This is a genomic window from Desulfomicrobium norvegicum, from assembly GCF_900114595.1.
In the GTDB taxonomy this organism is placed as follows: Bacteria; Desulfobacterota; Desulfovibrionia; order Desulfovibrionales; family Desulfomicrobiaceae; genus Desulfomicrobium; species Desulfomicrobium macestii.
This window is the reverse complement of record NZ_FOTO01000003.1, coordinates 255,563-279,239: the sequence shown is the minus strand read 5'-3', so window position 1 is coordinate 279,239 and position 23,677 is coordinate 255,563. Positions and strand designations below refer to the sequence as shown.

Genomic DNA, 23,677 nt, shown 5'->3' with positions numbered 1-23,677 from the left:
TCATCGGCCCGCATCCGCCAAAAGGCGATCAACTATGAGGCGCTCAAGGGCGGGATCGTCCTGCAGGGTCGGCTGGAGCACGAACTCGATCGCGGGGAATTCCTCCCGCAGGGCGGCGATCATTTCCGGAATGTCCTGCTCGATATGCACCCCGTTGTAGAGGAAGTACTGCATGACCACGATCCTGTCGCAGCCCTGCAGGACAAGGGCACGCACCTGGTCGGCCAGGGTCGGTTCGCCCAGGGAAAAAAAGGCCGGCAGGACCGGCGCGCCGCTGACTTCCCGCGCGACCCGCTCCACCATGGCCGTGAACTGCAAGGAAACCTCCCTGCGCCTGCTGCCGTGCCCAAGCACGATCATTCCGGTTTTACGCACGCACCCTCCCTGTAAACCTGTAAAGATGAAAAAAGGCCCCCCACTTGTTGCAGGCGGCCCTTGAACCGACGCGCTTCCGTCGATACTAATGCTTGTGATCCTCATGAGCCGCTGGAGGCTGCTCGTCGTGGACATGGTCGTGATCATGGTCATGGGGATGACTGTGGGTCAGATCCCCGTGGGTGTGTTCGTGCTCATGCTTGACCACGGTCGTGGTGGTCTTGCCTCTCAAACATCCGCAGCCCTTGCACATACGGACCTCCCTTACGCCTTGAAGCAGGCTGTTTGCGATAAATATGGAGGTCAAGGTAATCCTTTCCCCGGCAATGGCAATACCGGGAAAAATGCAATATATTGCACATGCACACGTCTTGTGCAGCAACCGGCACGCAAATCTCCTGCAGGACGCACGACCACAAATCTCAACAAGCTGAAATAAAACAACTTAAGCTTTTGGCACGACGCCTGCTATGTGAGGTCCAACCAAAGACATTCCACTACCTCCAGAATGTAATTGCAAAGGGAGCCTTAAAATGTACCTGAAACACCTCATAATCGCCGCCTCGTTGGTCCTGGCCCTCGCAGCCGGAGCCCAGGCCTACAAGAGCGGCTGTCCGGGACAGGGACACTACCAGGACTTCATGTCCGGCCTGACCCCCGAACAGCAACAGAAAGTCCAGGCAGTGACCGACGAGCACCACAAGGAACTCTTTGCCCTCCACAAGGAGCTCCTTGCCAAGCACGAAGCCATGGAAGCCCTGTTTGCGGCAACCCCGACCGACAAAGCCGCCATCGACAAGGCCGTGGCCGAAGTGAGCGAACTGCAGGCGAAAAAAGAGAAACTCAATGCGGACTACCGCGTGGAGTTGACTGAAATCGCCGGAAAGCCCGTTCCCATCGAATCAGGCAGAGGCTGCGGACGCATGTCCGGATGCGGAGCACACTCCAGCGGCGCCACCCCAGGCGTCGGCTCCGCTCCCGGATGCCCAGCCGCACAAACCATGTAAAACCTTCTCTCTCCCTCCCTTGAAAAGGGCAAAGGCCGTACCCCCTGCGGCCTTTGCCTTTTCCTTGAGAAAGGCAGGCCATGGAACTCGTTCTCCCGTCTCGCAGCGATCGCACCATCATGATGGCCACCATGGCCGTGTTTGTCCTTGGTCTGGCGCTGAGCTTCTCCACATGGCGCAATCTGCGTCAGCAGCAGGAATCCTTTCACGAGCACGCCCTGGTCACGGCGCGCGCCATCGCCACCGGGATCGAAATCAATCTGCGCCGGGAACTGCAGTTGCCCGCGACCCCCGAACACACCAACACGCTTCTGCACCTCCATCGCACCCTGGCCAAGGAACTGCTCCAGGACTACATCAAGCGCACCGACGCACGCTTCATCGGCCTCTACAACCCCCTCGGGCACATCCTGCTCTCCTCGCACAATGATCCAAAGGCGATCCAGGGCCAGCTGCCGACCATCGCCTGGGCGAGCATCGGCAACGCCGGGGAATGGAGCGGCGAAATGAACTTCGAAGGCCAGCCCATCATGGTCCTGGGCCGCATCTCGCACCTGACCACCGCTCCCGCCTGTCCCGACGGCCAGTGTCCGCCGGACAAGCAGCCGCCGCTCCTGCTCATCGGCGTCGACATGACCCACCATCTGGCGGCCTTCGGCAAATACAAGCGCACGGCCATCCTGCAGACCGGGTACATCCTGGCGGTGACCATCGTCTTCTGGATTCTGCTCCTGGGATTTCTGCAACGCAACGAACAGCACAGACGCCTGCAACGCCTGGAATCCTTCAACGCCCGTCTGCTGGACAACATGCCCGACGGTCTGCTGACCCTTTCCGCCGACGGCACGGTCGTGGCGGCCAATCCGGCGGCCACAAGCCTCATGGGCGGACTCGGCCTCGTGGGGCAGCCGCTCTCCGGCATTTTCTCGAATCTGGGTCTGACGCCGGACAGGCAACCCGGACAGGACTGGAGCACTCTCAAGACGGCCGACCGGCATCTGGAAATTTTGCAACTCCCGTTGAAGGATGGATCGGAGCAGCGCCTCGTGCTGATTCGCGACCGTACGGAACTGGCCGGTCTTGAGCGCGAGCTGCACCGCAATGAAAAACTGGCCGCCATCGGCCGCATGGCGGCGGGTGTGGCCCACGAGATTCGAAATCCGCTCTCGGCCCTGCGCGGATTCGCCCAGTTCTTCGCCAAGAAGCTTGCCGGACGCGACCCCGAAGAGCTGTATGCACGGACCATGGTCCAGGAAGCGGACCGCCTGAACCGCGTCATCACCGATCTGCTCTTCCTGGCCAGGCCAAGGCAGCTGAGCTTCGCCCAGGTGCCCCTTGCAGAGATTTTCCGGGAAGTGCATACTCTCTTGTCCATGGATGCAGGCGCCAGAAACGGTCGCCTGGAACAATGGACGGATGCCCAAACCGTGCAGGCCGACCGGGACGCCCTGAAGCAGGCGATCATCAACCTGCTCATGAACAGCGTCGAGGCCCTGCCCGAGGAAGGCGGCCTGATCGAACTCTGGTCCGAGCCCGCCGCGAGCGGGACGTGGATTCGCGTCCGGGACAACGGAACAGGCATGAGCCCTGAAGAGCGCGAGCACGCCCTGGAGCCGTTCTTCACCACCCGGGACAAGGGCACCGGCCTTGGCCTGGCCATCGTCCACACCATCATGCAGGAGCATGGCGGCAGCATCCAGATCGAAACGCCGGCGACCGGAGGCACCACCGTCTCCCTTTTCTTCCCCGCCAACCAAACCGGGAGCAGCACATGACCTCACAGTCCACAGTCCTCGTGATTGACGACGAACCGGCGCACAGGCTCATGGTCCGCGTCGTCCTCGGCGACGCGGGCTTCAAGGTGCTGGAGGCGGACAACGGCTCGTCCGGCCTGGCCACATTGCGCGCCAGGCCCGTGGACGTCGTCCTTCTGGACATGCGCATGCCGGGCATGAGCGGCCTTGATGTGCTGCAGAAGATGCACGAGGAAGGGATGACGACCCCGGTGATCATGCTGACAGCGTTCGGCAACGTCAGCAGCGCCGTCGAATCCATGAAGATCGGGGCCTGGGATTATCTGACCAAGCCCACGGACAATGACGAATTGCTGGCCGTGGTCAAAAAGGCGGCGGAACACGTGCGCCTGACCCGCGAAAACCGCGACCTCAAAAAACAGATCGGCCGGTTGCAGGAGACCAGAATCATCGGCAACAGCCTGGAAATCCGCAAGGTCGTCGAGCTCATCGAACAGGTGGGCCCAAGCGAAGCCAACGTGCTCATCCTCGGGGAATCGGGCACGGGCAAGGAACTCGTCGCCCAGCAGCTGCACGAGCAGAGCACGCGCGCCAGGGGTCCACTGGTCAAGGTCAACTGCGCGGCCCTGCCCGAGAACCTGCTCGAAAGCGAACTTTTCGGCTATGTGCGCGGCGCCTTCACCGGCGCGGCCCAGGACAAACCCGGACGCTTCCAGCTGGCCGGGGGCGGCACTCTCTTTCTCGATGAAATCGGCGAACTGCCCCTGACCTTGCAGGCCAAGATCCTGCGTGCCCTGCAGGAACGCATCGTCGAACCCCTCGGCGGCGTGACCCCGGTCAGCATCGACGTGCGCTTCATCGCGGCCACCAACCGCGACCTCCCGGCCATGATCGCCGAAGGCAAATTTCGCGAAGACCTCTATTACCGACTGAATGTGCTCGAAATACGCATTCCGCCCCTGCGCGAACGCATCGAGGACATCCCCCTGCTCGTCGACTATCTGCTGGACAAGCTCGGCCGCAAAAACAACCGCCCGATCCGCACCGTCAGCCGGGAATTCCTGGACGCGCTGGGCCGTCATGAATGGCGGGGCAACGTGCGCGAGCTTGAAAACGTCCTGGAACGCGCGCTCATCCTCTGCCGCGGGGACATCCTGGACCTGCGGGACCTCCCGGATCACCTGCTGGCTCCCGCCCCGGCCGCCCGCCCGGCGCAGTTCGTCCAGCCCGGAGAAAGCCCGCTGGAAACCGCCGAGCGCCAGGCCCTTGAAGAGACCCTGCGCAAATACGCCGGACACCGCGAGCGCACGGCCCAGGCGCTCGGAATCAGTCGGCGCACGCTGCAATACCGTCTCAAGAAATACGGACTGACCACCAGATGAAAAAGGCCGGCCCCCTTCGCGGGGAGCCGGCCTTTTCACTTCTCATGAATGCAGAGATCAGATGCCGCAGGCATCCCGCAGATACTTCACGCGCAAGTTGCGCGTGACCAGCACGGGACAGGACGCACCTTCGAGCACGCGCGTGACCACACTGCCCATGATCACGTTCTCAAGCACCGACAATCCGCGCGAACCGATGACGATGAGATCGCAGTCCAGCTCGTCCTGGACATTCAGGATGACATAGTCGGGACGTCCGCTGCGCGAAATCAGCTCCACTTCCATGCCGCAGGGCTCCAGCATCTTCTTGTACTCTTCCAGGATCGCCATGGACCTGGCCTCGGCGTTGGCACGCAACTTCTCGGCCATGTCTCCGCCGATGGTCATGGTGACGGGCTCCCAGACGTTGAGCAGATATATCTTGGGGTGTCTGGAATTGACCAACTGCGTGCCGTATTTGGCCGCGTTTCTGGATGAATCGGAACCATCCACCGGAATCAAAACACGTTCAACCTTTATCATGGCAGTATCTCCGTGGCGGCAGGGCCGCCTCTTTGCTTGCGATTAACGGAAGAAAAGGAAGGTCATGAGCACGAAACAGGGGACCAGAATACCCACGGACCAGGCCATGTAGCCAAAGAAACTGGGCATCTTGATTCCGCTTGATTCGGCGATGGACCGGACCATGAAGTTGGGGGCGTTGCCGATGTAGGTATTGGCACCCATGAACACCGCACCCGCCGAAATCGCCATGAGTGTGTGCACGTGCTCCATCAGGAATTGCGCATCGCCACCGGCGGTGTTGAAGAAGACCAGATAGGTCGGAGCGTTGTCCAGGAAGCTCGACAGTGCGCCGGTCAGCCAGAAGTACATGGCGTTGTTGGCCACGCCGTCCACGGAGACCATGGCGATGAGGCCCGACAAGGCGCCGTCCATGCCCGCGCGCAGGATGGCGATGGCCGGAATCATGGTGATGAAGATACCGGCGAAGAGCTTGGCCACCTCGACGATGGGCTCCCAGTTGAATTCGTTGCGGCGGCGGATTTCAGCGGCCGTGGTCTTGAGACTCACCCCGGCCAGAACCAGCAGCAGCACGTCACGGGCGATGTTCTGCAGCTCGACATGCACGTGATAGATCACCACGCCGCCCTCGGGCTTCCACATGCCGCTCATGAGCACGCCGCCGACCACGCCGGCCAGCAGGAGCAGGTTGAAGGTGCCTTCCAGGCGCAGCTTGCCGTCCTGGCCCGCATCAGGCGACTCGGGGCGTCCTTCCTTGCTGAAGAGCACCGTGTCGATGACGAAATAAAGCGTCAGCAGAATGATCGACATGACCACGAAAGGCACAAACAGATGCTTTGTGGTCCAGAAAAAGGACACGCCCTTCAAAAATCCCAGAAACAGCGGCGGATCGCCCAGGGGCGTGAGGCTGCCGCCGATGTTGGCGACCAGAAAGATGAAAAATACGATGGTGTGAACCTTATACTTGCGGTGCGAGATGGCGCGCATGAGCGGACGGATGAGCAGCATGGCCGCGCCGGTGGTGCCCATCCAGCTGGCCAGCAGGGTGCCGATTAGTAGAATGACCGTGTTGACCACCGGCTTGCCCACCAGGGAGCCGCGCAGGCAAACGCCGCCAGCGATGGTGAACAGGGAAAAAAGCAGGATCAGAAACGAAACGTACTCCAGGGCGATGGTGTGCACCACGGAATACAGCGCCAGCTCGTAACCGTGGCCGATGGCGAAGGGAACCAGGAACGCCACGCTCCAAAAAGCTGCCACCTTGCCGTAATGATGGTGCCAGAAGTGCGGCACGGCCAGAGGCATGACGGCGATGGAAAGAAGCATGCACGCAAAGGGAACCACCCAAAGCACGCCCAAATGCTTGCCGATCTCCGCAGCCTCATGGTGCAGATCCCCCCCGGAGGCCCAAACATCCGGCAAGACGCCAAGAACCCCCAGCCCGATGACCGCCAGGCAAAAAAACCAGACAGAACTTTTTCGCATCCGATGTTCTCCTTATTGACCACCACCGGGAGGTGGCGACCAGTTCGCTGACATGAAAGGCGCCACGAAGACGCCCAGCCTCTCCCCTTTATCCCTTGCAAGCGAAAAAGCAGACCCGTCTCCGACGCGTGTCATCTCCGGACACCGAAAAAGATGAAATAATGAACTCTGCGGCCCTGTCCGGAACATGATTGCCCGGAAACGGAGGCGGTCGGTCGGCACGCCGCGACCGCCAAAGACCTGATTTTTCGCACGGCGGGTCAATATGCCATATCGCCGCACGCGGCAAGACCCCTGCAAAACCCCCTGCCTGTCTATGTAAGCGGGCAGTCCGCGTCTTCCTCGCGCGCCCTGCGAAGGAGGTCCTGTTTTCATTGACCAATTCGTACAAAAAAGATTCGGATTGAATCGCCAGGAGCGCACAAAAAAACCGGCCCCCTTGATGAGGGCCGGTCCTGATTCGATGTTGAAGAGGAGGTTGCCGGTCGTATTACAGCCCGCAAGCGTCCTGCAGATACTTCAGGCGCAGGTTACGTGTGACCAGCACGGGGCAGGTCGCGCCTTCGAGCACGCGGGTGACCACGCTGCCCATGATCACGTTCTCGAGCACGGACAGGCCTCGCGAACCAATGACAATGAGGTCGCAATCAAGCTCGTCCTGAACGTTCAGAATGGCGTAGTCTGGCCGACCGCTACGCGAAATCAGTTCCACGTCCATGCCGCAGGGCTCAAGCAGTTTCTTGTATTCCTCGAGCACGGCCATGGATTTGGCCTCGGCGTTGGCGCGCAGCTTTTCGGCCATTTCGCCGCCGATGGTCATGTTGATGGGCTCCCATACATTGAGCAGATAGATCTTGGGGTACTTGGAATTGACCAGATGCGCGCCATACTTGGCCGCGTTTCTGGAAGAATCCGATCCATCGACCGGAATGAGTACACGTTCAACTTTGATCATAGTCATATCTCCACGGCGGATATTCCCGCCTCAAGGGTCTTGATTAATGGAAGAAGAGAATGTTCATAAGAACGAAACACGGCACCAGAATGCCTGCGGACCAGGCCATGTAGCCAAAGAAGCTGGGCATCTTGATGCCGCCCGTTTCAGCGATGGACCGGACCATGAAGTTGGGGGCGTTGCCGATGTACGTGCACGCCCCGAAGAAAACCGCGCCTGCTGAAATGGCCAGCAGGGTTCCCACTTCGGTCATGAGGCGCTGCGCATCGCCGCCGGCCGTATTGAAGAACACGACATAGGTCGGGGCGTTGTCCAGGAAGGCGGACAGGGAACCGGTCAACCAGAAGTACATGGTGTGGTTGTCGAGGCCCTCGGCGGTCTTGACCATGGAGATGATGCCGTTCAGGGCGCCGTCCATGCCCGCGCGCAGGATGGAGATGGCCGGGATCATGGAGATGAAGATGCCGGAGAAGAGCTTGGCCACTTCCCGGATGGGCTCCCAGTCAAACTCGTTGCGACGGCGGATCTCCGGGGCCGTGATCTTGAGGCTCACGAAGGCAAGGGCCAGCAGCAGCACGTCGCGCAGGATGTTCTGCAGTTCAACGTGGACTTCATAGACGGTGATTTCAACGCCGGGCTTCCACATGCCGCTCATGAGCACGCCGGCGACCACGCCGCCCAGAAGCAGCAGGTTGGCGGTCCCTTCAAGGCGCAGCTTGCCATCCTGGCCTGCGTCGGGAGACTCGGGGCGACCTTCCTTGTTGAAGAGCACCGTGTCGATGACGAAATAAAGCGCCAGCAGAATGGCCGACAACACAGCAAACGGGATGAACATGTGCACCGTGGTCCAGAAGAAGGACACGCCCTTCAGGAAGCCCAGGAACAGCGGCGGATCGCCCAGGGGCGTGAGGCTGCCGCCGATGTTGGCGACCAGGAAGATGAAGAACACGATGGTGTGCACCTTGTACTTGCGGTGCGAGATGGCGCGCATGAGCGGACGGATGAGCAGCATGGCCGCGCCGGTGGTGCCCATCCAACTGGCCAGCAGAGTGCCGATCAGCAGGATAATCACGTTGACCTGTGGCTTGCCCACCAGGGAGCCGCGCAGGCACACGCCGCCGGCGATGGTGAAAAGGGAAAAGAGCAGGATGATGAAGGAGATGTATTCCAGAAACAGGACATGCAGCACATTGTAGACGGCCAGATCGAAACCGTACACCAGGGCGTATGGCACGATGAAGGCCGCGCCCCAGAAAGCGGCGACCTTGCCGTAGTTGTGATGCCAGAAATGAGGGATCGCCAGCGGCATGATGGCGATGGACAAGAGCAGGCCCGCGAAGGGCACGACCCAGAGCACGCCCATCTGCTTGCCGATTTCGTCCGCCGCATGATGCAGTCCCCCGGCAGCCCAGACTTCAGGCAAGACGCCAAGCACTCCCAGGCCCATGACTGCCAGGCAAAAAAACCACACAGAACTTTTCCGCATCCGATGTTCTCCTTCTTGTGTTGCCGCCAACGCGGCAGCCGGTCGTTTGTGATCAAGACTAAGGGGCATCAACAAAAATGCTCCGCCACAACCTTGATCAAGGATTTGGTCAAAAAGGCCAGGTCCTGGTCATCCGTGATGTATGGCGGCATCACGTACACCAAACGGCCAAAGGGACGAACCCAGACGCCCTCCTCGACAAAAGCGGTCTGAATTTCGGCCATGCGCACCGGATCCTTGAGCTCCACCACTCCGATGGCGCCAAGGATGCGCACGTCCGAAATGTAGGACAAATTTCGACACGGGGCAAGGCCGATTGTCAGCAAACGCCCGATCCGCGCCACTTGCGAGGCCCAATCGTTATCAAGAAGCAGGCCCAGGGACGCCCTTGCCACGGCGCAGGCCAGAGGGTTGCCCATGAAGGTCGGGCCGTGCATGAACACTCCTGGCTCTCCCGAGCAGACCCCCTCGGCCACGCGATCCGTGGCCAGAGTCGCGGCCAGGGTCATGTAGCCCCCGGTCAGGGCCTTGCCCAGGCACATGATGTCCGGGCTGATCCCGGCGTGCTCGCAGGCGAAAAGCTTTCCCGTGCGCCCGAAACCCGTGGCGATCTCGTCGGCGATGAGCAGCACGTCGAAGGCGTCACAGAGTTCTCGCACGCGCTTGAGGTACATGGGATGGTAGAAGTACATCCCCCCCGCCCCCTGCACCACGGGTTCAAGAATCACGGCCGCGATCTCGTCATGATGGCGCTCAAGGGTTTCGCGCATAGGGATGATGTCGCTTTCGTCCCACTCGTCGCCGAAGCGGCAGCGGGGACGCTGCACGAAATGGTGCCTGGAAAGAACGCCCGAGAAGCTCTCGTGCATTCCGTTCACGGGGTCGCACACGCTCATGGCCGCAAACGTGTCGCCGTGGTAGCCGCCCCGGATGGTCAAAAGGCGGTTCTTCCCTTCCCGGCCTCGGCAGATCCAGTACTGGTAGGCCATCTTGATGGCGACCTCGACGGCCACCGAGCCGGAATCGGCCAGGAAAACCTTGGTCAGGGGCGCGGGCGTCAGCTCGACCAGGGTCCGGCAAAGCTCGACGGCCGGCGCATGGGTCAGGCCGCCGAACATGACATGGGCCATGCGGGAGAGCTGGTCGGTGACGGCGGCGTTCAGAACGGGATGGTTGTAACCATGGATGGCCGCCCACCACGAGGCCATGCCGTCGACGAGCTCCCGGCCGTCCGCGAGCCGAAGGCGCACGCCGCGCGCGGAGACGACCTCGTGCACGGGCAGGGGATGAGTCGTCGAGGTGTAGGGATGCCAGATGTGCTCGCGGTCAAAATCAAGGATGTGGTTGGTCATGGGTTCGCCGGTGAGGTTTTGCACTGTTCGGAGGAATTGCGCTTCGCCGTGGCTTGGGCTAGCAGCACGTGGACACGAGGACAAACATGACTGCTATTCCACCGGAATTCAATCTTCAATCATATGATTTCGACCTGCCCGAGGCCCAGATAGCCCAGGACCCGACCGAAAAGCGCGGGGCCTCCCGGCTGCTGGTGCTGGACCGGGACAGCGGCGAAGTGCGCGACGCCATGTTCGCCGACATCCCGGACCTTCTCCCGCCGGGCGCGCTGCTGGTGGTCAACAACACCAAGGTCCTGCCCGCCAGGCTCATCGGACGCAAGGAGTCCGGGGGCAAGGTCGAGTTCCTGCTGCTCACGCCCCTGGCGCTCATAGAACCAGGCGCAAACGCGGACGGCACCAGGACCGCCGAGGTCGAAGGGCTGCTCAAGGCGTCAAAGGGACCGCGCCAGGGGGACCGGCTCCTTTTCCCGGGCATCGAACTGCGCGTGCTCGAAAAGGGCGAGTTCGGCAGGGCGAAGGTTTCGATGCGCTGGGCCGGCGACCTGGCCGAACATTTCCTGAAGCAGGGTCACATCCCCCTGCCCCCGTACATCCACCGCAAGGACAAGAGCGAGGATCGCACCCGCTACCAGACCGTCTACTCCCGGGAAGACAAGCTCGGCTCCGTGGCCGCGCCCACCGCCGGCCTGCACTTCACCCCGTCGATCATGGACGCCCTGGCCGCGCGGGACATCCGGATGGCCGAAGTCACCCTCTACGTCGGCTACGGAACCTTCAGCCCGGTGCGCGCGCACGATATCCGCGAGCACGTCATGCACGCCGAATACGCCGAAGTGTCCGAGGAAACGGCCCGCGCCATCGCCACGGCCAAAAGCGAAGGACGCCCCGTCGTCGCCGTGGGCACGACCACCTCCCGGACGCTGGAGAGCATGGCCACGGCCCTGGGGGAAATTGGTCCCTACAAGGGCTGGACGGACATCTTCATCCGCCCCGGCTATGGCTTTAAAGTCGTGGACCAGCTCATCACCAACTTCCACTTGCCCCGCTCTTCCCTAATCATTATGGTCTGCACACTCGCGGGCAGGCAACAGATTATCGATGCCTACAACCACGCGGTGCGGCAGGGTTTTCGCTTTTTTTCGTACGGCGACGCCATGCTCATCCGCTGATCCGCCCGACAGGAAATTCTTGATCATCAACACTATCCCCCCGTGGAGGTATTCCATGTCAAGCAGAGTCGAGTTCCGGGAAGACCGCTGCAAGGGCTGCCTGCTCTGCACCGAAGTCTGCCCGACCGGCATCATCCAGCAATCGAGTCGATTCAATCAGAAGGGATACAAGGTGACCGAAATCGCCCCCGACATGATGAGCGAATGCAAGGGCTGCGCCTTTTGCGCCATGATGTGTCCGGATTATGCCATCAACGTGTACACGACGAAGTCGGCCAAAGGAGGAGGAAAATGAGCACTCCCAAACGCATCTTCGTCAAGGGCAACGAAGCCATCTCGCGCGGTGCCCTGGCCGCCGGGGTGAAGTGCTTTTTTGGCTACCCCATCACCCCCCAGAACGACATCCCCGAATTCATGTCCACGGCCATGTTCGAGGCCGGCGGACAGTTCGTGCAGGCCGAGAGCGAAGTGGCCGCGGCCAACATGCTGCTCGGAGCGGCAGGGTGCGGCATCCGGGCCATGACCTCGTCGTCGAGCCCCGGCATGTCCCTCAAGCAGGAGGCCATTTCCTACATGGCCGGCAGCGAGCTCCCCGGCGTGCTGGTCAACGTCAGCCGCGGTGGCCCCGGCCTCGGGGACATCGGCCCCTCCCAGGGCGACTACTTCCAGTCCGTCAAGGGCGGCGGACACGGCGACTACAAGCTGCTGGTCCTGGCGCCGGGCACGGTGCAGGAAGCCTACGACCTGACCATCAAGGCCTTTGACCTGGCCTTCAAGTACAGAAATCCGGTCCTGGTGCTGGCCGACGCCATCATCGGCCAGATGAAGGAGCCTGTGGTGCCGTGGGTGCCCGAGAACCTGGACCCAAACGAAGGTCAGGACTGGGGCCTGCAGGGCGCCAAGGACCGCGATCCGCGCCTTCTGAAATCCCTCTTCCTCGACGACGGCGCGCTGGCGGGACAGAACCAGAAGCTTCAGGCCAAGTACCAGGCCATGCAGGCCGAAGTGGATCAGGAGCTTTTCCTGACCGAAGACGCCGAGCTTGTCGTCGTGGCCTTCGGATCCATCGGCCGCATCGTCAAGAGCACGATCCGCAAGCTGCGCGCCCAGGGGCACAAGGTCGGGCTGGTGCGGCCCATCACGCTCTTCCCCTTCCCCTCGGAAGTGCTCCTGAACCTGGCCAAGGAAGGCAAGCGCTTCCTGACCATCGAGCACAACATGGGCCAGATGGTGGAAGACGTGCGCCTCTCCATCCGGACCGTGGCCGATTCGGCGTTCCATGGCCAGCTGCCCGGCAATCTGCCCACGCCGGATGATTTCGAAGAACCCATTCTGAAGGCGCTGGAGGGATAAGCATGACCCAGGAAATTCGCGTCACCAACTATCCCGAGGTCCTGACCGACCGGGCCTCGCATTACTGTCCGGGCTGCCATCACGGCACGGCCCACCGTCTGGTGGCCGAGGCCATCACGGACCTGGGCCTGGTCGACAAGACCATCCTCGTCGGTTCCATCGGCTGCTCGGTCTTCATTTACAACTACCTCACCCTGGACGCCATCGAATCGCCCCACGGCCGCGCTCCGGCGGTGGCCACAGGCGTCAAGCGCGCCCGGCCGGACAAGATCGTCTTCACCTATCAGGGCGACGGCGACCTGGCCTCCATCGGCATGGCCGAGATCATGCACTGCGCCAACCGGGGCGAGAACATCACCACGATCTTCGTCAACAACACCGTGTACGGCATGACCGGCGGACAGATGGCCCCCACCACCCTGGTCGGCCAGAAGACCACCACCTGCCCCGGCGGACGCTGCAGCGAGAACGAGGGCATGCCCATCCGCATGACCGAGATCATCGCCTCCCTGGGCGGCGTGGCCTTTGCGGAACGGGTCGCGGTCAACAACATCAAGAACATCAAGAAAGCCCGGAAGGCCGTGACCAGAGCCTTCGAGTATCAGACCAAGGAAGCCGGCTTCTCCTTTGTGGAAATTCTGGCCACCTGCCCCACCAACTGGCGCATGACCCCGCTTCAGGCCAACAAGCGCATTGAAACGGAAATGATCCCCTACTTCCCTCTGGGCAACTTCAAAGACGTGCTGGCAAAGGAGGAGAAATGAGCATTTACCAGGATGCAATCATCGCCGGATTCGGCGGCCAGGGCGTCATGCTCATCGGCAATCTCCTGGCCTACGCGGGCATGAACGCAGGGCTCAACGTGACCTACATTCCCGTATACGGACCGGAAATGCGCGGCGGCACTGCCAACTGCACCGTCGTGGTCTCCGATGACGTCATCGGATCGCCCATCATCCGCTCGCCTGTGAGCCTGATCATCATGAACGGCCCGTCCCTGGACAAGTTCCAGCCGCAGCTGCAGGACGGCGGAGTCCTGATTCTGAACTCCTCGCTCATCGACCCGGCCCAGACCGACAAGAACCGGGTCAAGGTCTACGCCGTTCCGGTCAACGAGATCGCCGACGGCCTGGGCAATACGCGCATGGCCAACATGGTCGCCATCGGCGCCTACGTGCAGGCCACGGGCATCATGCCGGTCAAGCAGGTGCAGGACAGTCTCGATTCGGTCATCTCCTCGCACTACAGCCACATGATTCCCAAGAACGCGGCGGCCATTCAGGCCGGCGCGGATTACGTCATCGCCAACGGTCAATACGCTTAACGATCCCCGGGGCCCTCGCGGGCCCCATTTTTTTCCGCACCCATCCTCCACCTGAACCGTCCGAGGTGCGACCATGCTTCTTCTCGGCATCATCGGCCACCCCCTCGCGCACACCCTGAGCCCCGTCCTGCACAACTGGGGATTCCGGGAGCTGGGCATAAAGGCCTCCTACCACGTCTGGGATACGCCCCCCGAAAAACTCGCCGCCTTCATGGCCGCCCTGCGCACCCTGCCCATTCACGGGGCCAGCGTGACCATCCCGCACAAGGAGACGGTCATGCCCCTTGTCGACAGGCTGACGGACAACGCCCGCGACATCGGCGCCGTGAACACCCTCTACTGGCAGGACAAAATGGTCTGGGGCGACAACACCGACGTGACCGGGTTCATGGCGCCGCTCCTCGAACGGGGTACTCCCCCCGGCACGGCCCTGGTCCTGGGCGCGGGAGGGGCCGCCCGCGCTGCGGTCTGCGGCCTGCGCCAGGCGGGATGGAAGGTGCTTCTGTCCGCGCGCACGGGAGGCCGGGCCGACCGCCTGGCCCAATCGTTTCAGGCCGAGCATGTGCCCTGGGCCGACCGGCACGACGTGCGCCCGAGCCTGCTGGTCAACACCACCCCGCTTGGCATGTCCGGTCCCTTCCAGGCCCTTTCACCCTGGAAATCGTCCCTGACTGGCATCTCCCTGGTCTACGACCTGGTCTACAACCCCAGGGAAACCCAGCTTCTGGCCCAGGCCGCCCGAGAAGGCGCGGCGACCATCCCCGGCCTGCCCATGTTCGTGCACCAGGGACTGGCCCAATTCGAACGCTGGACCGGTCAGCGCTTCCCCATCCCGCGCGCCGTCTCCCTGCTGGAAGAGACCCTGGCCGCCCGGGGCAAGGCATGATCCGCTGTCCCTGGCTTGATCTCTCAAAGCCCGACTACGTCCGCTACCACGACGAGGAGTGGGGGGTGCCGGTCCACGACGACCGCGTTCTTTTCGAGTTCCTCATCCTTGAATCTGCACAGGCCGGGCTGTCTTGGTACACGGTGCTGCGCAAGCGGCAGGGATACCGGGCCGCCTTTGCCGGATTCGATCCTCAAAAGGTGGCGCGGTTCACCGCCCAGGACGTGGATCGGCTGCTGCTGGATCCCGGCATCATCCGCCATCGCCGCAAAATCGAGGCGACCATCGCCAACGCCCGCGCATTTCTGGAAGTGCAATCCCGCTTCGGCACTTTTGCGTCCTATCTGTGGGACTTCGTCGACGGCCGTCCCATTGCCCACGACATCCGGGCCCTGGCCGACTACCAGACCACCTCGTCCGAGGCCGACGCGCTGGCGCTGGACTTCAAGCGACGCGGCTTTTCCTTTCTGGGCGGGACCACCTGTCATGCCTACATGCAGGCCGTCGGACTGTTCAACGATCACAGCCGGGACTGCTTCCGCAGAGAGGAAGTGACCAGGCAGGCCTAAGCGCCAGGACTTGCAGTCCCCCCCGCCACCCGTCGTCTTTTGCTCCCGGAGCAAAAACGCGCAAGCCAACTTATTCTGGCACATCAAGCCGTACCGTGCTAAAAATAAGTATTGGGCAATTCATCCAAAACGCTCTTGGGGGAACAGCATGAACTTCACCGATCTGCGCAAATTCGTCGCTCCGGAAACGATTTTCGGGGTGGGCGCGGTGGATCTGGCCGGGCAGTACGCAGGCAAATTCGGCATCACCAGACCCCTTGTCGTCACCGACGCAGGCGTGATTGCTGCCGGATGGGCCACAAGAGTCCTGGAGAGCCTCGCCGCCTTCGACATCGAGGGCGTCATTTTTTCGGACATCACCCCCAATCCCAAGACCGCGGAGGTCATGGCCGGTGTCGCGGCCTATGAAGCCGGCGAATGCGACGGCATCGTGGCCGTGGGCGGAGGCAGCCCCATGGACTGCGCCAAGGGCATCGGGATCGTCGTCTCCAACGGCGGGCACATCCTCGACTACGAAGGCGTGGACAAGATCATCGTGCCCATGCCCCCGCTCATCTGCATCCCGACCACGGCGGGCACTTCGGCCGACGTGTCCCAGTTCGCCATCATCAACGACACGGACCGTAAGACCAAGATCGCCATCATCAGCAAGACCATCATCCCCGATGTGGCCCTCATCGACCCTCAGACCCTGATGACCAAGAGCCCGTACCTCATCGCCTGCACGGGCATGGACGCGCTGGCCCACGCCATCGAGGCCTTTGTCTCCAGCGCGCATTCGCCCATGACCGACGTGCACGCCCTGGAAGCCATCCGCCTGGTTCACGGCAATCTGCTGGAATCCTTTCTGCATCCCGAGGACATGGAACTCAAGGCCAAGACCATGCTCGGCAGCATGCAGGCAGGGCTGGCGTTCTCCAACGCAAGCCTTGGCGCGGTGCATGCCCTGGCCCACAGCCTGGGCGGCTACAAGGACCTGCCCCACGGCGAATGCAACGCCCTGCTCCTGCCGCATGTGGTGGACTACAACTTTTCGGCGGCGCCCGAACGATTCCGGGTCATCGCCGAAAACATGGGGCTCGATTCCCGGGGCATGGGCGCCTCGGAAGTGCGCGCGTGGCTCATCGAATCCATGACAGGCCTGCGCAGCGCCCTCGGCATCAGGGACAGACTGGCCTCCAAGGGCATACGCGCCAGCGACATCCCGGTGCTTTCGGACAAGGCGATCCTTGACCCCTGCCTTGTCACCAACCCCAAGACCGCCAACAAGCGCGACATTCAAGTCATCTATGAAGAAGCAACCTGAGGAGGGCGTGACCGGTGCCGCATCGCTGCGCGACAAGATCGTGGGTCTTAGCGAGTCTTCAGGACGCAAAAGCTACTACCCCATGCTGCAGCAAAAGATCCGGGAGCTGCAGGGCGAAATCGCCGATCGGCACCGAGCTGAAGAGACGCTGCGCGAAACCCTGAAGCGCATCGAACGGCAGCAGGCCGTCATCGCTGAAATTTCGACGCATCCAACCGTTTTTCATGGCCTTCTGCAGGAAGCCGCCCCCATGATCACGGCCCGGATGACCCACGCCATGGACGTGGCCCGGGCCAGTCTGTGGATGATGCAGGCCGACAGGCTTTGCTGCATGGACAAGTTCGACGCGCCAGGAGGGGCGCACACTTCCGGGACCTGCCTGGAGTGCGGCAGGTTCGACACCTATTTCGAGGCCATCAAAAAAGGCCCCGTCATCGTGACCGACGCCCTGCAGGACCCGCGCACCCGCGATTTTTCCCCGAAATATCTCGAAGCCAACGGAATCGCGTCCATGCTCGACGTGCCGGTGCTCATCGATGGAGAACTGACCGCCGTCATATGCTTCGAGCATGTCGGGGAGCCGCGCGACTGGCAGCCGGACGAAGTCACTTTCGCCAGCCGCATCGCCGATCAGGTCGCCCTCATCCTGGCCGGCCAGCGCCGGCGCATAACAGAGGAGCAGCTGCAAAGCGCCCACGCCGACCTGACGCGCAACCTGCGCTTCACCGAGGTGCTGCTGGACGCCATTCCCATCCCGATCTTCTACAAGGACTCGGAACGGCGCTATCTGGGCTGCAACCAGACCTTCACCGACATCATGGGCATTACCTCCGAGGAATTGCGCGGCAGGACAGCCCGGGAGTTATGGCCGGACCTCGCCGATGCCTACGACAACAACGACCAAAGCCTGCGTCAGGACACCCGCAAAAGCACGTACGAATCCAAAGTCCGCGACAGAAATGGCGACCTGCGCGAAGTCATCTTCGCCAAACAGATTTTTTTTGATGAACTCAAGAACGCGCAAGGCATCATCGGATCCTTCGTGGACATAACCGAACGCAACCGCGCCGCAAAGGAAACCCAGCGCCTGCGCACCCTGCTCGCCAACATCATCAACTCCATGCCGTCCATGCTGATCGGAGTGGATGCCGACGGCCGCATCGCCCAATGGAACCAGCAGGCAGCGCTGGTGACCGGCGTGAGCGAAGCCCAGGCCCAAGGTCGGCCTCTGGGCCAGGTGGTGCCATGGCTTGGGTCCGGAATGAAAAAGATCCGCCAGTCCATCGCCAGCAAGAAGCCCTTGTTCGAAGGCAAATTGAGCAGGGTGGAGCATGGCGAGACCATGTACGAAGACGTGACCATCTACCCCCTGATCACCAACGGCGTGGAAGGCGCGGTCATCCGCATCGACGACGTGACCGAAAAGGTCCGCATCGAGGAAATTCTGATACAGTCGGAGAAGATGCTCTCTGTCGGCGGACTGGCTGCCGGAATGGCCCACGAAATCAACAATCCTCTGGCTTCGATCATGGGCAACGCCCAGGTCCTGGAAACCAGACTCCTCCTGCCGTTGCCGCAAAATGAATTGGCGGCGCAGGAAGCGGGCATCACCCTTGAAGCACTGCAAAGCTATCTTGAGAAACGGGGAATTCCGAAAATGCTGAACTCCGTGCGCAGTTCGGGGGCACAAGCCGCGCAGATCGTAAGCAACATGCTCAGTTTCAGCCGCAAGAGCGAACCGGTGCTGGCCCCGGAAAACATCGTGGAACTTCTCGGCAAGACACTGGAACTTGCCCGCACCGATTACGACCTGAAGAAAAATTACGATTTCAAAAAAATCCGCATCGTCCGCGAATACGAAGACAATCTCCCCAAAATCCAGGGCTCGGCGAGCAAGCTGCAGCAGGTCTTCCTGAACCTGCTGCGCAACGGAGCCGAGGCCATGGGCGACAAGATCTACCCGGCGGAACAGTGGCCGCAATTCACGCTGCGAGTGAGAAGAAATGCACCGTGGGTGCGCATTGAACTGGAAGACAACGGACCAGGGCTTTCGGAATCCGTGCGCAAACGGGTGTTCGAACCATTCTTCACCACGAAGTCCGTGGGCAAGGGCACGGGGCTTGGACTCTCCGTTTCCTACTTCATCATCACCGAGGAGCACGCAGGCATGATGGCCGTGCAGACGGCCGAGGGAGAATGGACCAGGTTCATCATCGACCTGCCGGTCGCGATGTCGTCAAAATGAAAACGGCAGGCCCGGGAGCCTGCCGTTTGAATGAGTAAAGGGCGCGAGTATCAGCGGTAGACCTTGAGCCGGTCTCCCGGACGGATATGACCATTCTTCGCCAGGTTGTTCCAGGCCAGCAAGTCGGAGGGGGTCACCCCGAAACGCTTGGCAATACCCCACAGACTATCCCCCGGTCGAACCTTGTAGTTGACCAGCCTCGTGCGCACCGCATCAGCACTGGCCTTGGCGATCTTGACTTCGGCGCTGCCGGCATCGGGCACATAGAGCTTCTGGCCGACGCGCAGCACCGCGGAACGCTGGATGCCGTTGGCCTTGCTCAGTGAAGCCGGATCGGTCTTGAACTGTTTGGCGATGGACCAGAGCGTGTCTCCCTCGCGGACCAGATAATTGGCTCTTTTGGAGGCCCACTTTCTGGCATCAGCCACTGAATCGGAATCGGACGCCGGACCCTGACCGGGTATGCGCAACGCCTGTCCCACCTTGAGAGCCTTGGTCCTGCTGACATCGTTGACTTGCTGCAAGACCGCCACCGATACATTGTACTTTCGGGAAATTCCCCACCAGGTGTCCCCGGGCTTGACCCTGTGGGATGCGTAGCGGACCTGCCTTGCAGTCACGGGGCGTTTCAGGAAATCCTGGGCCTTGGCCACGAGATGGCCGGGGACCGCGACCTTGACGGACCTTCCGGGGGGCGCTTCCTGCTTGCGAAAAGAGGGGTTGAGCTCCCGAAAAGACTTCCAGTCCATGCCCACGCTTTGGGACAGCGCCAAAAGATCCGTTTCCGGCTTGACTTTGAGCATGACCGGAGCAGCGGAACGTTTCTCCATGTCCAGAGGTTCAAAACCCAATTTTTCCAGATTCCTGGCAACCTTGACCAGGGCCAGGAACTTGGGAACGTACAGCTTGGTTTCCTTCTTCAGATCCTCGGAGGCTTCGCACAGGCTGAAAAAATCCTCGGTGCCCGTCTTTTTCAGGGCGCGGCCGATGGCGCCTTCGCCTGCATTGTAGGCGGCCAAGGCCAGGGACCAATCTCCGAAATCCCCGTACAGCTTCTTCAGGTAGGCAATGGCGGCCTCGGTGGATTTGTGGGGATCACGGCGCTCGTCCACCCATTTGTCCACGGTCAACCCGTAGTTGATGGCGGTCCGGGGCATGAATTGCCACACGCCGCACGCTCCAGCGTGGGATTGGGCAAAAGGATTGAAGCCGCTCTCGGCAAAAGGCAGATAAATGAGGTCCTCGGGCAAGCCCTCGGCCAGAAAGCGCTCCCGGATGTGCGGCAGATAGAGCTGGGCCCGCTTGAGCCAACCCGTCATCGTGCCCCGCTGAACGTGGGTGTAGTAGTGAAAATAGCGCTGGACATCCTCGTTTTCCTCGGTATCCAGACCGATATGAAAGGATATCTGCGTATCGAGGATTTTCTGCTCCTCGGCGGACAGGGATTCGGCGTCGGGAAGTTCTTCTCCATCCGGCAGGACATCGAGCGGGTCGACATTGTCGACCGGACCACAGGCCTCCGGAGCGCCTTCCTTGACCGCAGCATCCTGCGGCGGCATATTTTCGGCGTTCTGACTCGCCATGCCGGAACCGTCCGGGAACGGTCCCTGAGCTTTCTTGACGGGCATGCAACCCGCCAAGACCAGCATGATAAGGAGCAGAACTCCACGTATATGAAATGTCAAAACAATCTCCTGGTCACAAGTTGGCCACTGGCCCGAGCAAAACGGGCGAGCGAGATCGAGCATTTTGACCTGCTACAGAAAAAAAAATCAAATTGCAAATCCGAACCAGGGACTCATCATGGATCAACAACCACACGAAAAATCCGACACCAATGCCCACCTGACTCCCGGCCGCAAACCGGTCCTTGAGCTCCTCGCCTCACGGCCAGAAGCCCTGGACACGGTGTTCCTGTCCGAAGATGCCGCGGGCCTTGGCGACGTGATCGGCAAATGCCGCGAACTCGGGGTGCGCTTCCGCAAAGTGCGGCGCCCGGACCTGGACCGCATGTATCCCGGAAATCACCAGGGAGTGGTAGCCCGCCTGCGCGGCCGACAGCTCGTCGAATTGGAGGAACTGATCGCCCGGGCCTGCCGGAGCACGTTTCCGCTCATCCTGGCCCTGGATCAGGTTCAGGACCCGGGAAACGTGGGCACGCTGGCGCGCACCCTACTGGCCCTTGGCGGGGCCGGTCTGCTCTTTCCCAAGGATCGCACGGCCTTCATCGGCCCGGCGGCCGCCAAAGCCGCTGCAGGGGCGCTCGACAGCCTCCCTCTGTGTCAGGTGGTCAATCTGGCCCGGGCACTCGATGCGTGCGCCGAGGCCGGACTTGCAATCTATGGATCGGGCACCGGACCCGAAAGCCGGGACCTCTTTCAGGCCCGTCTGCATTTCCCGGCGGTGCTGGTACTCGGCAATGAGGACAAGGGCATGCGCCCCAATGTGGGCAAGCGCTGCACAGAAAAGCTGTCCATTCCCATGCAGGGCGGATTCGATTCGCTGAACGTGGCCCAGGCCGGCGCCATGATCATGACGGAAATGTTGCGGCAGAGGCTGTAGGGGGGCGGGCTATTTGATGTATTGCGGAAAATTCAGGAAAATCTCCTGGGTGTATGTGATCATCTTGTCCATGATCCAGGGGAAGGATATGAGCAGCGCCAAAAAAACGGCGATGATCTTGGGCACGAACGTCAGGGTCATTTCCTGAATCTGTGTCGCGGCCTGAAGTATGCTCACGAAAACACCCACTCCCAGTCCCACGCCGAGCATGGGCAAGGCGATGACCAGAGTCAGTTCAATGGATTGCCGTGCGAAACCGATGACAAATTCGGGGGTCATGCTCCACTCCTGATCAGGGGCTAGATAAAACTGTTTACAAGAGAGCCTATTATCAGATTCCAGCCATCCACCATGACGAAAAGAAGAATCTTGAACGGCAGGGAAACCATGACGGGCGGAAGCATCATCATACCCATGGAAAGAAGGATACTGGCCACAACCATATCCAAGATGAGAAATGGTATGTAAATCAGAAATCCAATTTGAAATCCTGTCTTGAGCTCGCTGATCACGTAGGCAGGCACAAGAACCATGGTCGGCACGTCATCTTTGTTTTTCGGCCTCTCAAGACCAGTTATCGAGAAAAATACAGAAAGATCCTTTTCCCGGGTATGCTTGAAAAGAAAAGTCCGCAGCGGTGTTTCAGCCCGCTGCAAGGCTTCCCCGTAGCCAATCTCTTCCTTGAGATAGGGTTGCAGGGCCGTATCGTTGATGGTGCGTCCCGTAGGCATCATGATGACCACGGTCATGAAAATGGCCAGGGAGGCCAGCACCTGATTGGGCGGCATCTGCTGGGTTCCCATGGCCTGACGAAGAAAATGGAAGACGATGATGATGCGGGTGAAGGACGTGACCGTCAGCATGAAGGCCGGAGCCATGGACAGCATCGTGAGCAGGGCCATGATCTCCAGAGCCACGGCCACTTTCTGGGGCTCGGCCTGTCCGCTGGAAAGCTGCAAGGAAAGAGATGGAAGATTGGGCCCGTCGGCGGCCAAGAGCAAAATAGGAAAAAAACAGAAAATCAGGCTAGGAAGGAGTATCCTCCCCAGTTTCCTGGTCCAGTGTGGTCTGAAAATCCGGGATCGGTTCATTGTCTGCCTGGTGCTCCGCTATCAAGTTGATTCCGTTGTCGGTGACGCCCAACACCAGAAGCTTATTCAAGAAGCGGACCACCACCAGCTGCTTGCGCGGACCCAGGGCAACTCTTTCCTCCACCCTCAGGGCGCCGGAACCCCTGCCCTGCAGCCGTGCCGCCAGCCCGAAGCGCTTCAGGAGCGCGAGCGCAAGGAATATGAGCCCCAAAATAAGCAGCAACGCCGCCGCCATTTTGACCGATGCAAGTCCTAGTCCCGCACCGGCGCCTGTCAAAGTCGCGTTATCCAAGTTGCTTGACCCTCTCGATGGGGCTGATGATGTCGGTCAGACGCACCCCGAACTTTTCGTTGATGACCACGGCCTCTCCGCGCGCCACGAGCTTGCCGTTGACCAGTATCTCAAGAGGTTCGCCGGCCAGCTTGTTCAATTCTATGACCGAGCCCTGCCCGAGCTGCAGCAGTTCATTGATGAGCAGCTTGGTGCTTCCGAGTTGGGCCGAAACCTCAAGCGGAATGTCGAGGATGAAGTCAAGGTCCTTGCGCAGCCCTTCGGGCCTTGGCGCCTTGGCTTCCGCCGTCAAATCTTTGTAATCGAAATCCTTGCTCTGGGCGGCGAGCTGCTTCTGCTTCTTCTCATGCTGAATCTTGGTCTCCTCCTCGTCGGCCAGAGCCTTGGCCCATTCGTCGGCCAGGGCCTGATCGGAGCCGCCGGAGTCCTGTTCCTGCAACGCCGAACTCCAGGCATCGGCCAGGTCTTTCTCGGCCCCGCCGCCTCCAGCCTCCGCCTCACCCTGCTGTTCCAGGGCCGCGGCCCATTCCGCCGCCAGCTTGTCCTGATCTTCGACCAT

General features: G+C 61.1%; 25 protein-coding genes. 13 read left to right on the top strand and 12 right to left on the bottom strand.

The window, feature by feature from the left end:
• Positions 1–375 carry a sirohydrochlorin chelatase gene (locus BMZ24_RS07230; protein WP_161949070.1) on the bottom strand — a complete coding sequence of 125 codons (375 nt, stop codon included), beginning with the start codon at positions 373–375 and terminating at the stop codon, positions 1–3.
• 85 nt (positions 376–460) lie between these two features.
• Positions 461–628, bottom strand: a complete 168-nt coding sequence (locus tag BMZ24_RS19405; protein WP_192623491.1) for a hypothetical protein — start codon at positions 626–628, stop codon at positions 461–463.
• Positions 629–908: 280 nt separating this feature from the next.
• Between BMZ24_RS19405 and BMZ24_RS07225 the strand changes: the two genes are divergently transcribed.
• The 3 genes from BMZ24_RS07225 (at position 909) to BMZ24_RS07215 (ending at position 4,518) form a co-directional block, all read left to right on the top strand.
• Positions 909–1,382, top strand: coding sequence for a periplasmic heavy metal sensor (locus tag BMZ24_RS07225; protein WP_092190724.1), 474 nt, complete (start codon positions 909–911; stop codon positions 1,380–1,382).
• Between the two features lie 80 nt (positions 1,383–1,462).
• Positions 1,463–3,157, top strand: a complete 1,695-nt coding sequence (locus tag BMZ24_RS07220) for a two-component system sensor histidine kinase NtrB (protein WP_092190722.1) — start codon at positions 1,463–1,465, stop codon at positions 3,155–3,157.
• Positions 3,154–4,518: a sigma-54-dependent transcriptional regulator gene (locus BMZ24_RS07215; RefSeq protein WP_092190720.1), complete on the top strand. Its 1,365-nt coding sequence runs from the start codon at positions 3,154–3,156 to the stop codon at positions 4,516–4,518. The genes BMZ24_RS07220 and BMZ24_RS07215 overlap by 4 nt, the downstream gene beginning before the upstream one ends.
• Positions 4,519–4,575: 57 nt before the next feature.
• Here the strand turns inward: BMZ24_RS07215 and BMZ24_RS07210 are convergent, their stop codons facing one another.
• The 5 genes from BMZ24_RS07210 to bioA all read right to left on the bottom strand — a co-directional run bounded on the left by BMZ24_RS07210 (position 4,576) and on the right by bioA (position 10,318).
• Complete coding sequence (locus BMZ24_RS07210; RefSeq protein WP_092190718.1) at positions 4,576–5,040, bottom strand: universal stress protein; 465 nt, start codon at positions 5,038–5,040, stop codon at positions 4,576–4,578.
• 42 nt (positions 5,041–5,082) lie between these two features.
• Positions 5,083–6,525: a sodium:proton antiporter gene (locus BMZ24_RS07205; RefSeq protein WP_092190716.1), complete on the bottom strand. Its 1,443-nt coding sequence runs from the start codon at positions 6,523–6,525 to the stop codon at positions 5,083–5,085.
• A 490-nt stretch (positions 6,526–7,015) separates the two neighbouring features.
• Positions 7,016–7,480, bottom strand: a complete 465-nt coding sequence (locus BMZ24_RS07200) for a universal stress protein (RefSeq protein ID WP_092190714.1) — start codon at positions 7,478–7,480, stop codon at positions 7,016–7,018.
• Between the two features lie 43 nt (positions 7,481–7,523).
• Positions 7,524–8,966: a sodium:proton antiporter gene (locus BMZ24_RS07195; RefSeq protein WP_092190712.1), complete on the bottom strand. Its 1,443-nt coding sequence runs from the start codon at positions 8,964–8,966 to the stop codon at positions 7,524–7,526.
• A gap of 68 nt (positions 8,967–9,034) precedes the next feature.
• The gene (gene bioA / locus BMZ24_RS07190) at positions 9,035–10,318 is read right to left on the bottom strand and encodes an adenosylmethionine--8-amino-7-oxononanoate transaminase (RefSeq protein ID WP_092190710.1); all 1,284 of its coding nucleotides are present in this window, start codon (positions 10,316–10,318) and stop codon (positions 9,035–9,037) included.
• Between the two features lie 86 nt (positions 10,319–10,404).
• Here bioA and queA point away from each other — a divergent pair, with 86 nt between their 5' ends.
• The 9 genes from queA to BMZ24_RS07145 all read left to right on the top strand — a co-directional run bounded on the left by queA (position 10,405) and on the right by BMZ24_RS07145 (position 19,173).
• Positions 10,405–11,490 (top strand): tRNA preQ1(34) S-adenosylmethionine ribosyltransferase-isomerase QueA, encoded by a 1,086-nt coding sequence (gene queA, locus BMZ24_RS07185; RefSeq protein WP_092190709.1) that lies wholly within the window; start codon positions 10,405–10,407, stop codon positions 11,488–11,490.
• A gap of 55 nt (positions 11,491–11,545) precedes the next feature.
• On the top strand, positions 11,546–11,785 hold the full coding sequence (locus BMZ24_RS07180) for a 4Fe-4S dicluster domain-containing protein (RefSeq protein ID WP_092190708.1): 240 nt from the start codon (positions 11,546–11,548) through the stop codon (positions 11,783–11,785).
• A complete protein-coding gene (locus BMZ24_RS07175; RefSeq protein ID WP_092190706.1) occupies positions 11,782–12,843 on the top strand; it encodes a 3-methyl-2-oxobutanoate dehydrogenase subunit VorB in 1,062 nt (353 codons plus the stop codon). Before BMZ24_RS07180 ends, BMZ24_RS07175 begins: the two co-directional genes overlap by 4 nt.
• A gap of 2 nt (positions 12,844–12,845) precedes the next feature.
• Positions 12,846–13,607, top strand: coding sequence for a thiamine pyrophosphate-dependent enzyme (locus BMZ24_RS07170; RefSeq protein WP_092190704.1), 762 nt, complete (start codon positions 12,846–12,848; stop codon positions 13,605–13,607).
• Positions 13,604–14,167: a 2-oxoacid:acceptor oxidoreductase family protein gene (locus tag BMZ24_RS07165; protein WP_092190702.1), complete on the top strand. Its 564-nt coding sequence runs from the start codon at positions 13,604–13,606 to the stop codon at positions 14,165–14,167. The genes BMZ24_RS07170 and BMZ24_RS07165 overlap by 4 nt, the downstream gene beginning before the upstream one ends.
• 73 nt (positions 14,168–14,240) lie before the next feature.
• A complete protein-coding gene (gene aroE / locus BMZ24_RS07160) occupies positions 14,241–15,053 on the top strand; it encodes a shikimate dehydrogenase (RefSeq protein WP_092190700.1) in 813 nt (270 codons plus the stop codon).
• Positions 15,050–15,622, top strand: coding sequence for a DNA-3-methyladenine glycosylase I (locus tag BMZ24_RS07155; RefSeq protein WP_092190698.1), 573 nt, complete (start codon positions 15,050–15,052; stop codon positions 15,620–15,622). The genes aroE and BMZ24_RS07155 overlap by 4 nt, the downstream gene beginning before the upstream one ends.
• Before the next feature lie 148 nt (positions 15,623–15,770).
• Positions 15,771–16,928 (top strand): alcohol dehydrogenase-like regulatory protein ErcA, encoded by a 1,158-nt coding sequence (gene ercA / locus BMZ24_RS07150; protein ID WP_092190695.1) that lies wholly within the window; start codon positions 15,771–15,773, stop codon positions 16,926–16,928.
• Positions 16,912–19,173, top strand: coding sequence for a PAS domain S-box protein (locus tag BMZ24_RS07145; RefSeq protein WP_092190693.1), 2,262 nt, complete (start codon positions 16,912–16,914; stop codon positions 19,171–19,173). The genes ercA and BMZ24_RS07145 overlap by 17 nt, the downstream gene beginning before the upstream one ends.
• Before the next feature lie 50 nt (positions 19,174–19,223).
• Here the strand turns inward: BMZ24_RS07145 and BMZ24_RS07140 are convergent, their stop codons facing one another.
• Positions 19,224–20,801: a LysM peptidoglycan-binding domain-containing protein gene (locus tag BMZ24_RS07140; RefSeq protein WP_161949069.1), complete on the bottom strand. Its 1,578-nt coding sequence runs from the start codon at positions 20,799–20,801 to the stop codon at positions 19,224–19,226.
• A 175-nt stretch (positions 20,802–20,976) separates the two neighbouring features.
• Between BMZ24_RS07140 and BMZ24_RS07135 the strand changes: the two genes are divergently transcribed.
• On the top strand, positions 20,977–21,735 hold the full coding sequence (locus BMZ24_RS07135; protein ID WP_092190902.1) for a TrmH family RNA methyltransferase: 759 nt from the start codon (positions 20,977–20,979) through the stop codon (positions 21,733–21,735).
• 9 nt (positions 21,736–21,744) lie between these two features.
• Here the strand turns inward: BMZ24_RS07135 and fliQ are convergent, their stop codons facing one another.
• From fliQ to fliN, 4 genes are read right to left on the bottom strand one after another with little or no spacing between them, the layout of a single operon-like run.
• Entirely contained in the window at positions 21,745–22,014 is a 270-nt protein-coding gene (gene fliQ / locus BMZ24_RS07130; RefSeq protein ID WP_092190689.1) for a flagellar biosynthesis protein FliQ, read from the bottom strand.
• A gap of 20 nt (positions 22,015–22,034) precedes the next feature.
• Positions 22,035–22,826 carry a flagellar type III secretion system pore protein FliP gene (fliP, locus tag BMZ24_RS07125; protein WP_092190687.1) on the bottom strand — a complete coding sequence of 264 codons (792 nt, stop codon included), beginning with the start codon at positions 22,824–22,826 and terminating at the stop codon, positions 22,035–22,037.
• Complete coding sequence (gene fliO / locus BMZ24_RS07120; protein WP_143077848.1) at positions 22,762–23,118, bottom strand: flagellar biosynthetic protein FliO; 357 nt, start codon at positions 23,116–23,118, stop codon at positions 22,762–22,764. The genes fliP and fliO overlap by 65 nt, the downstream gene beginning before the upstream one ends.
• On the bottom strand, positions 23,111–23,677 hold the full coding sequence (gene fliN / locus BMZ24_RS07115) for a flagellar motor switch protein FliN (RefSeq protein WP_092190683.1): 567 nt from the start codon (positions 23,675–23,677) through the stop codon (positions 23,111–23,113). The genes fliO and fliN overlap by 8 nt, the downstream gene beginning before the upstream one ends.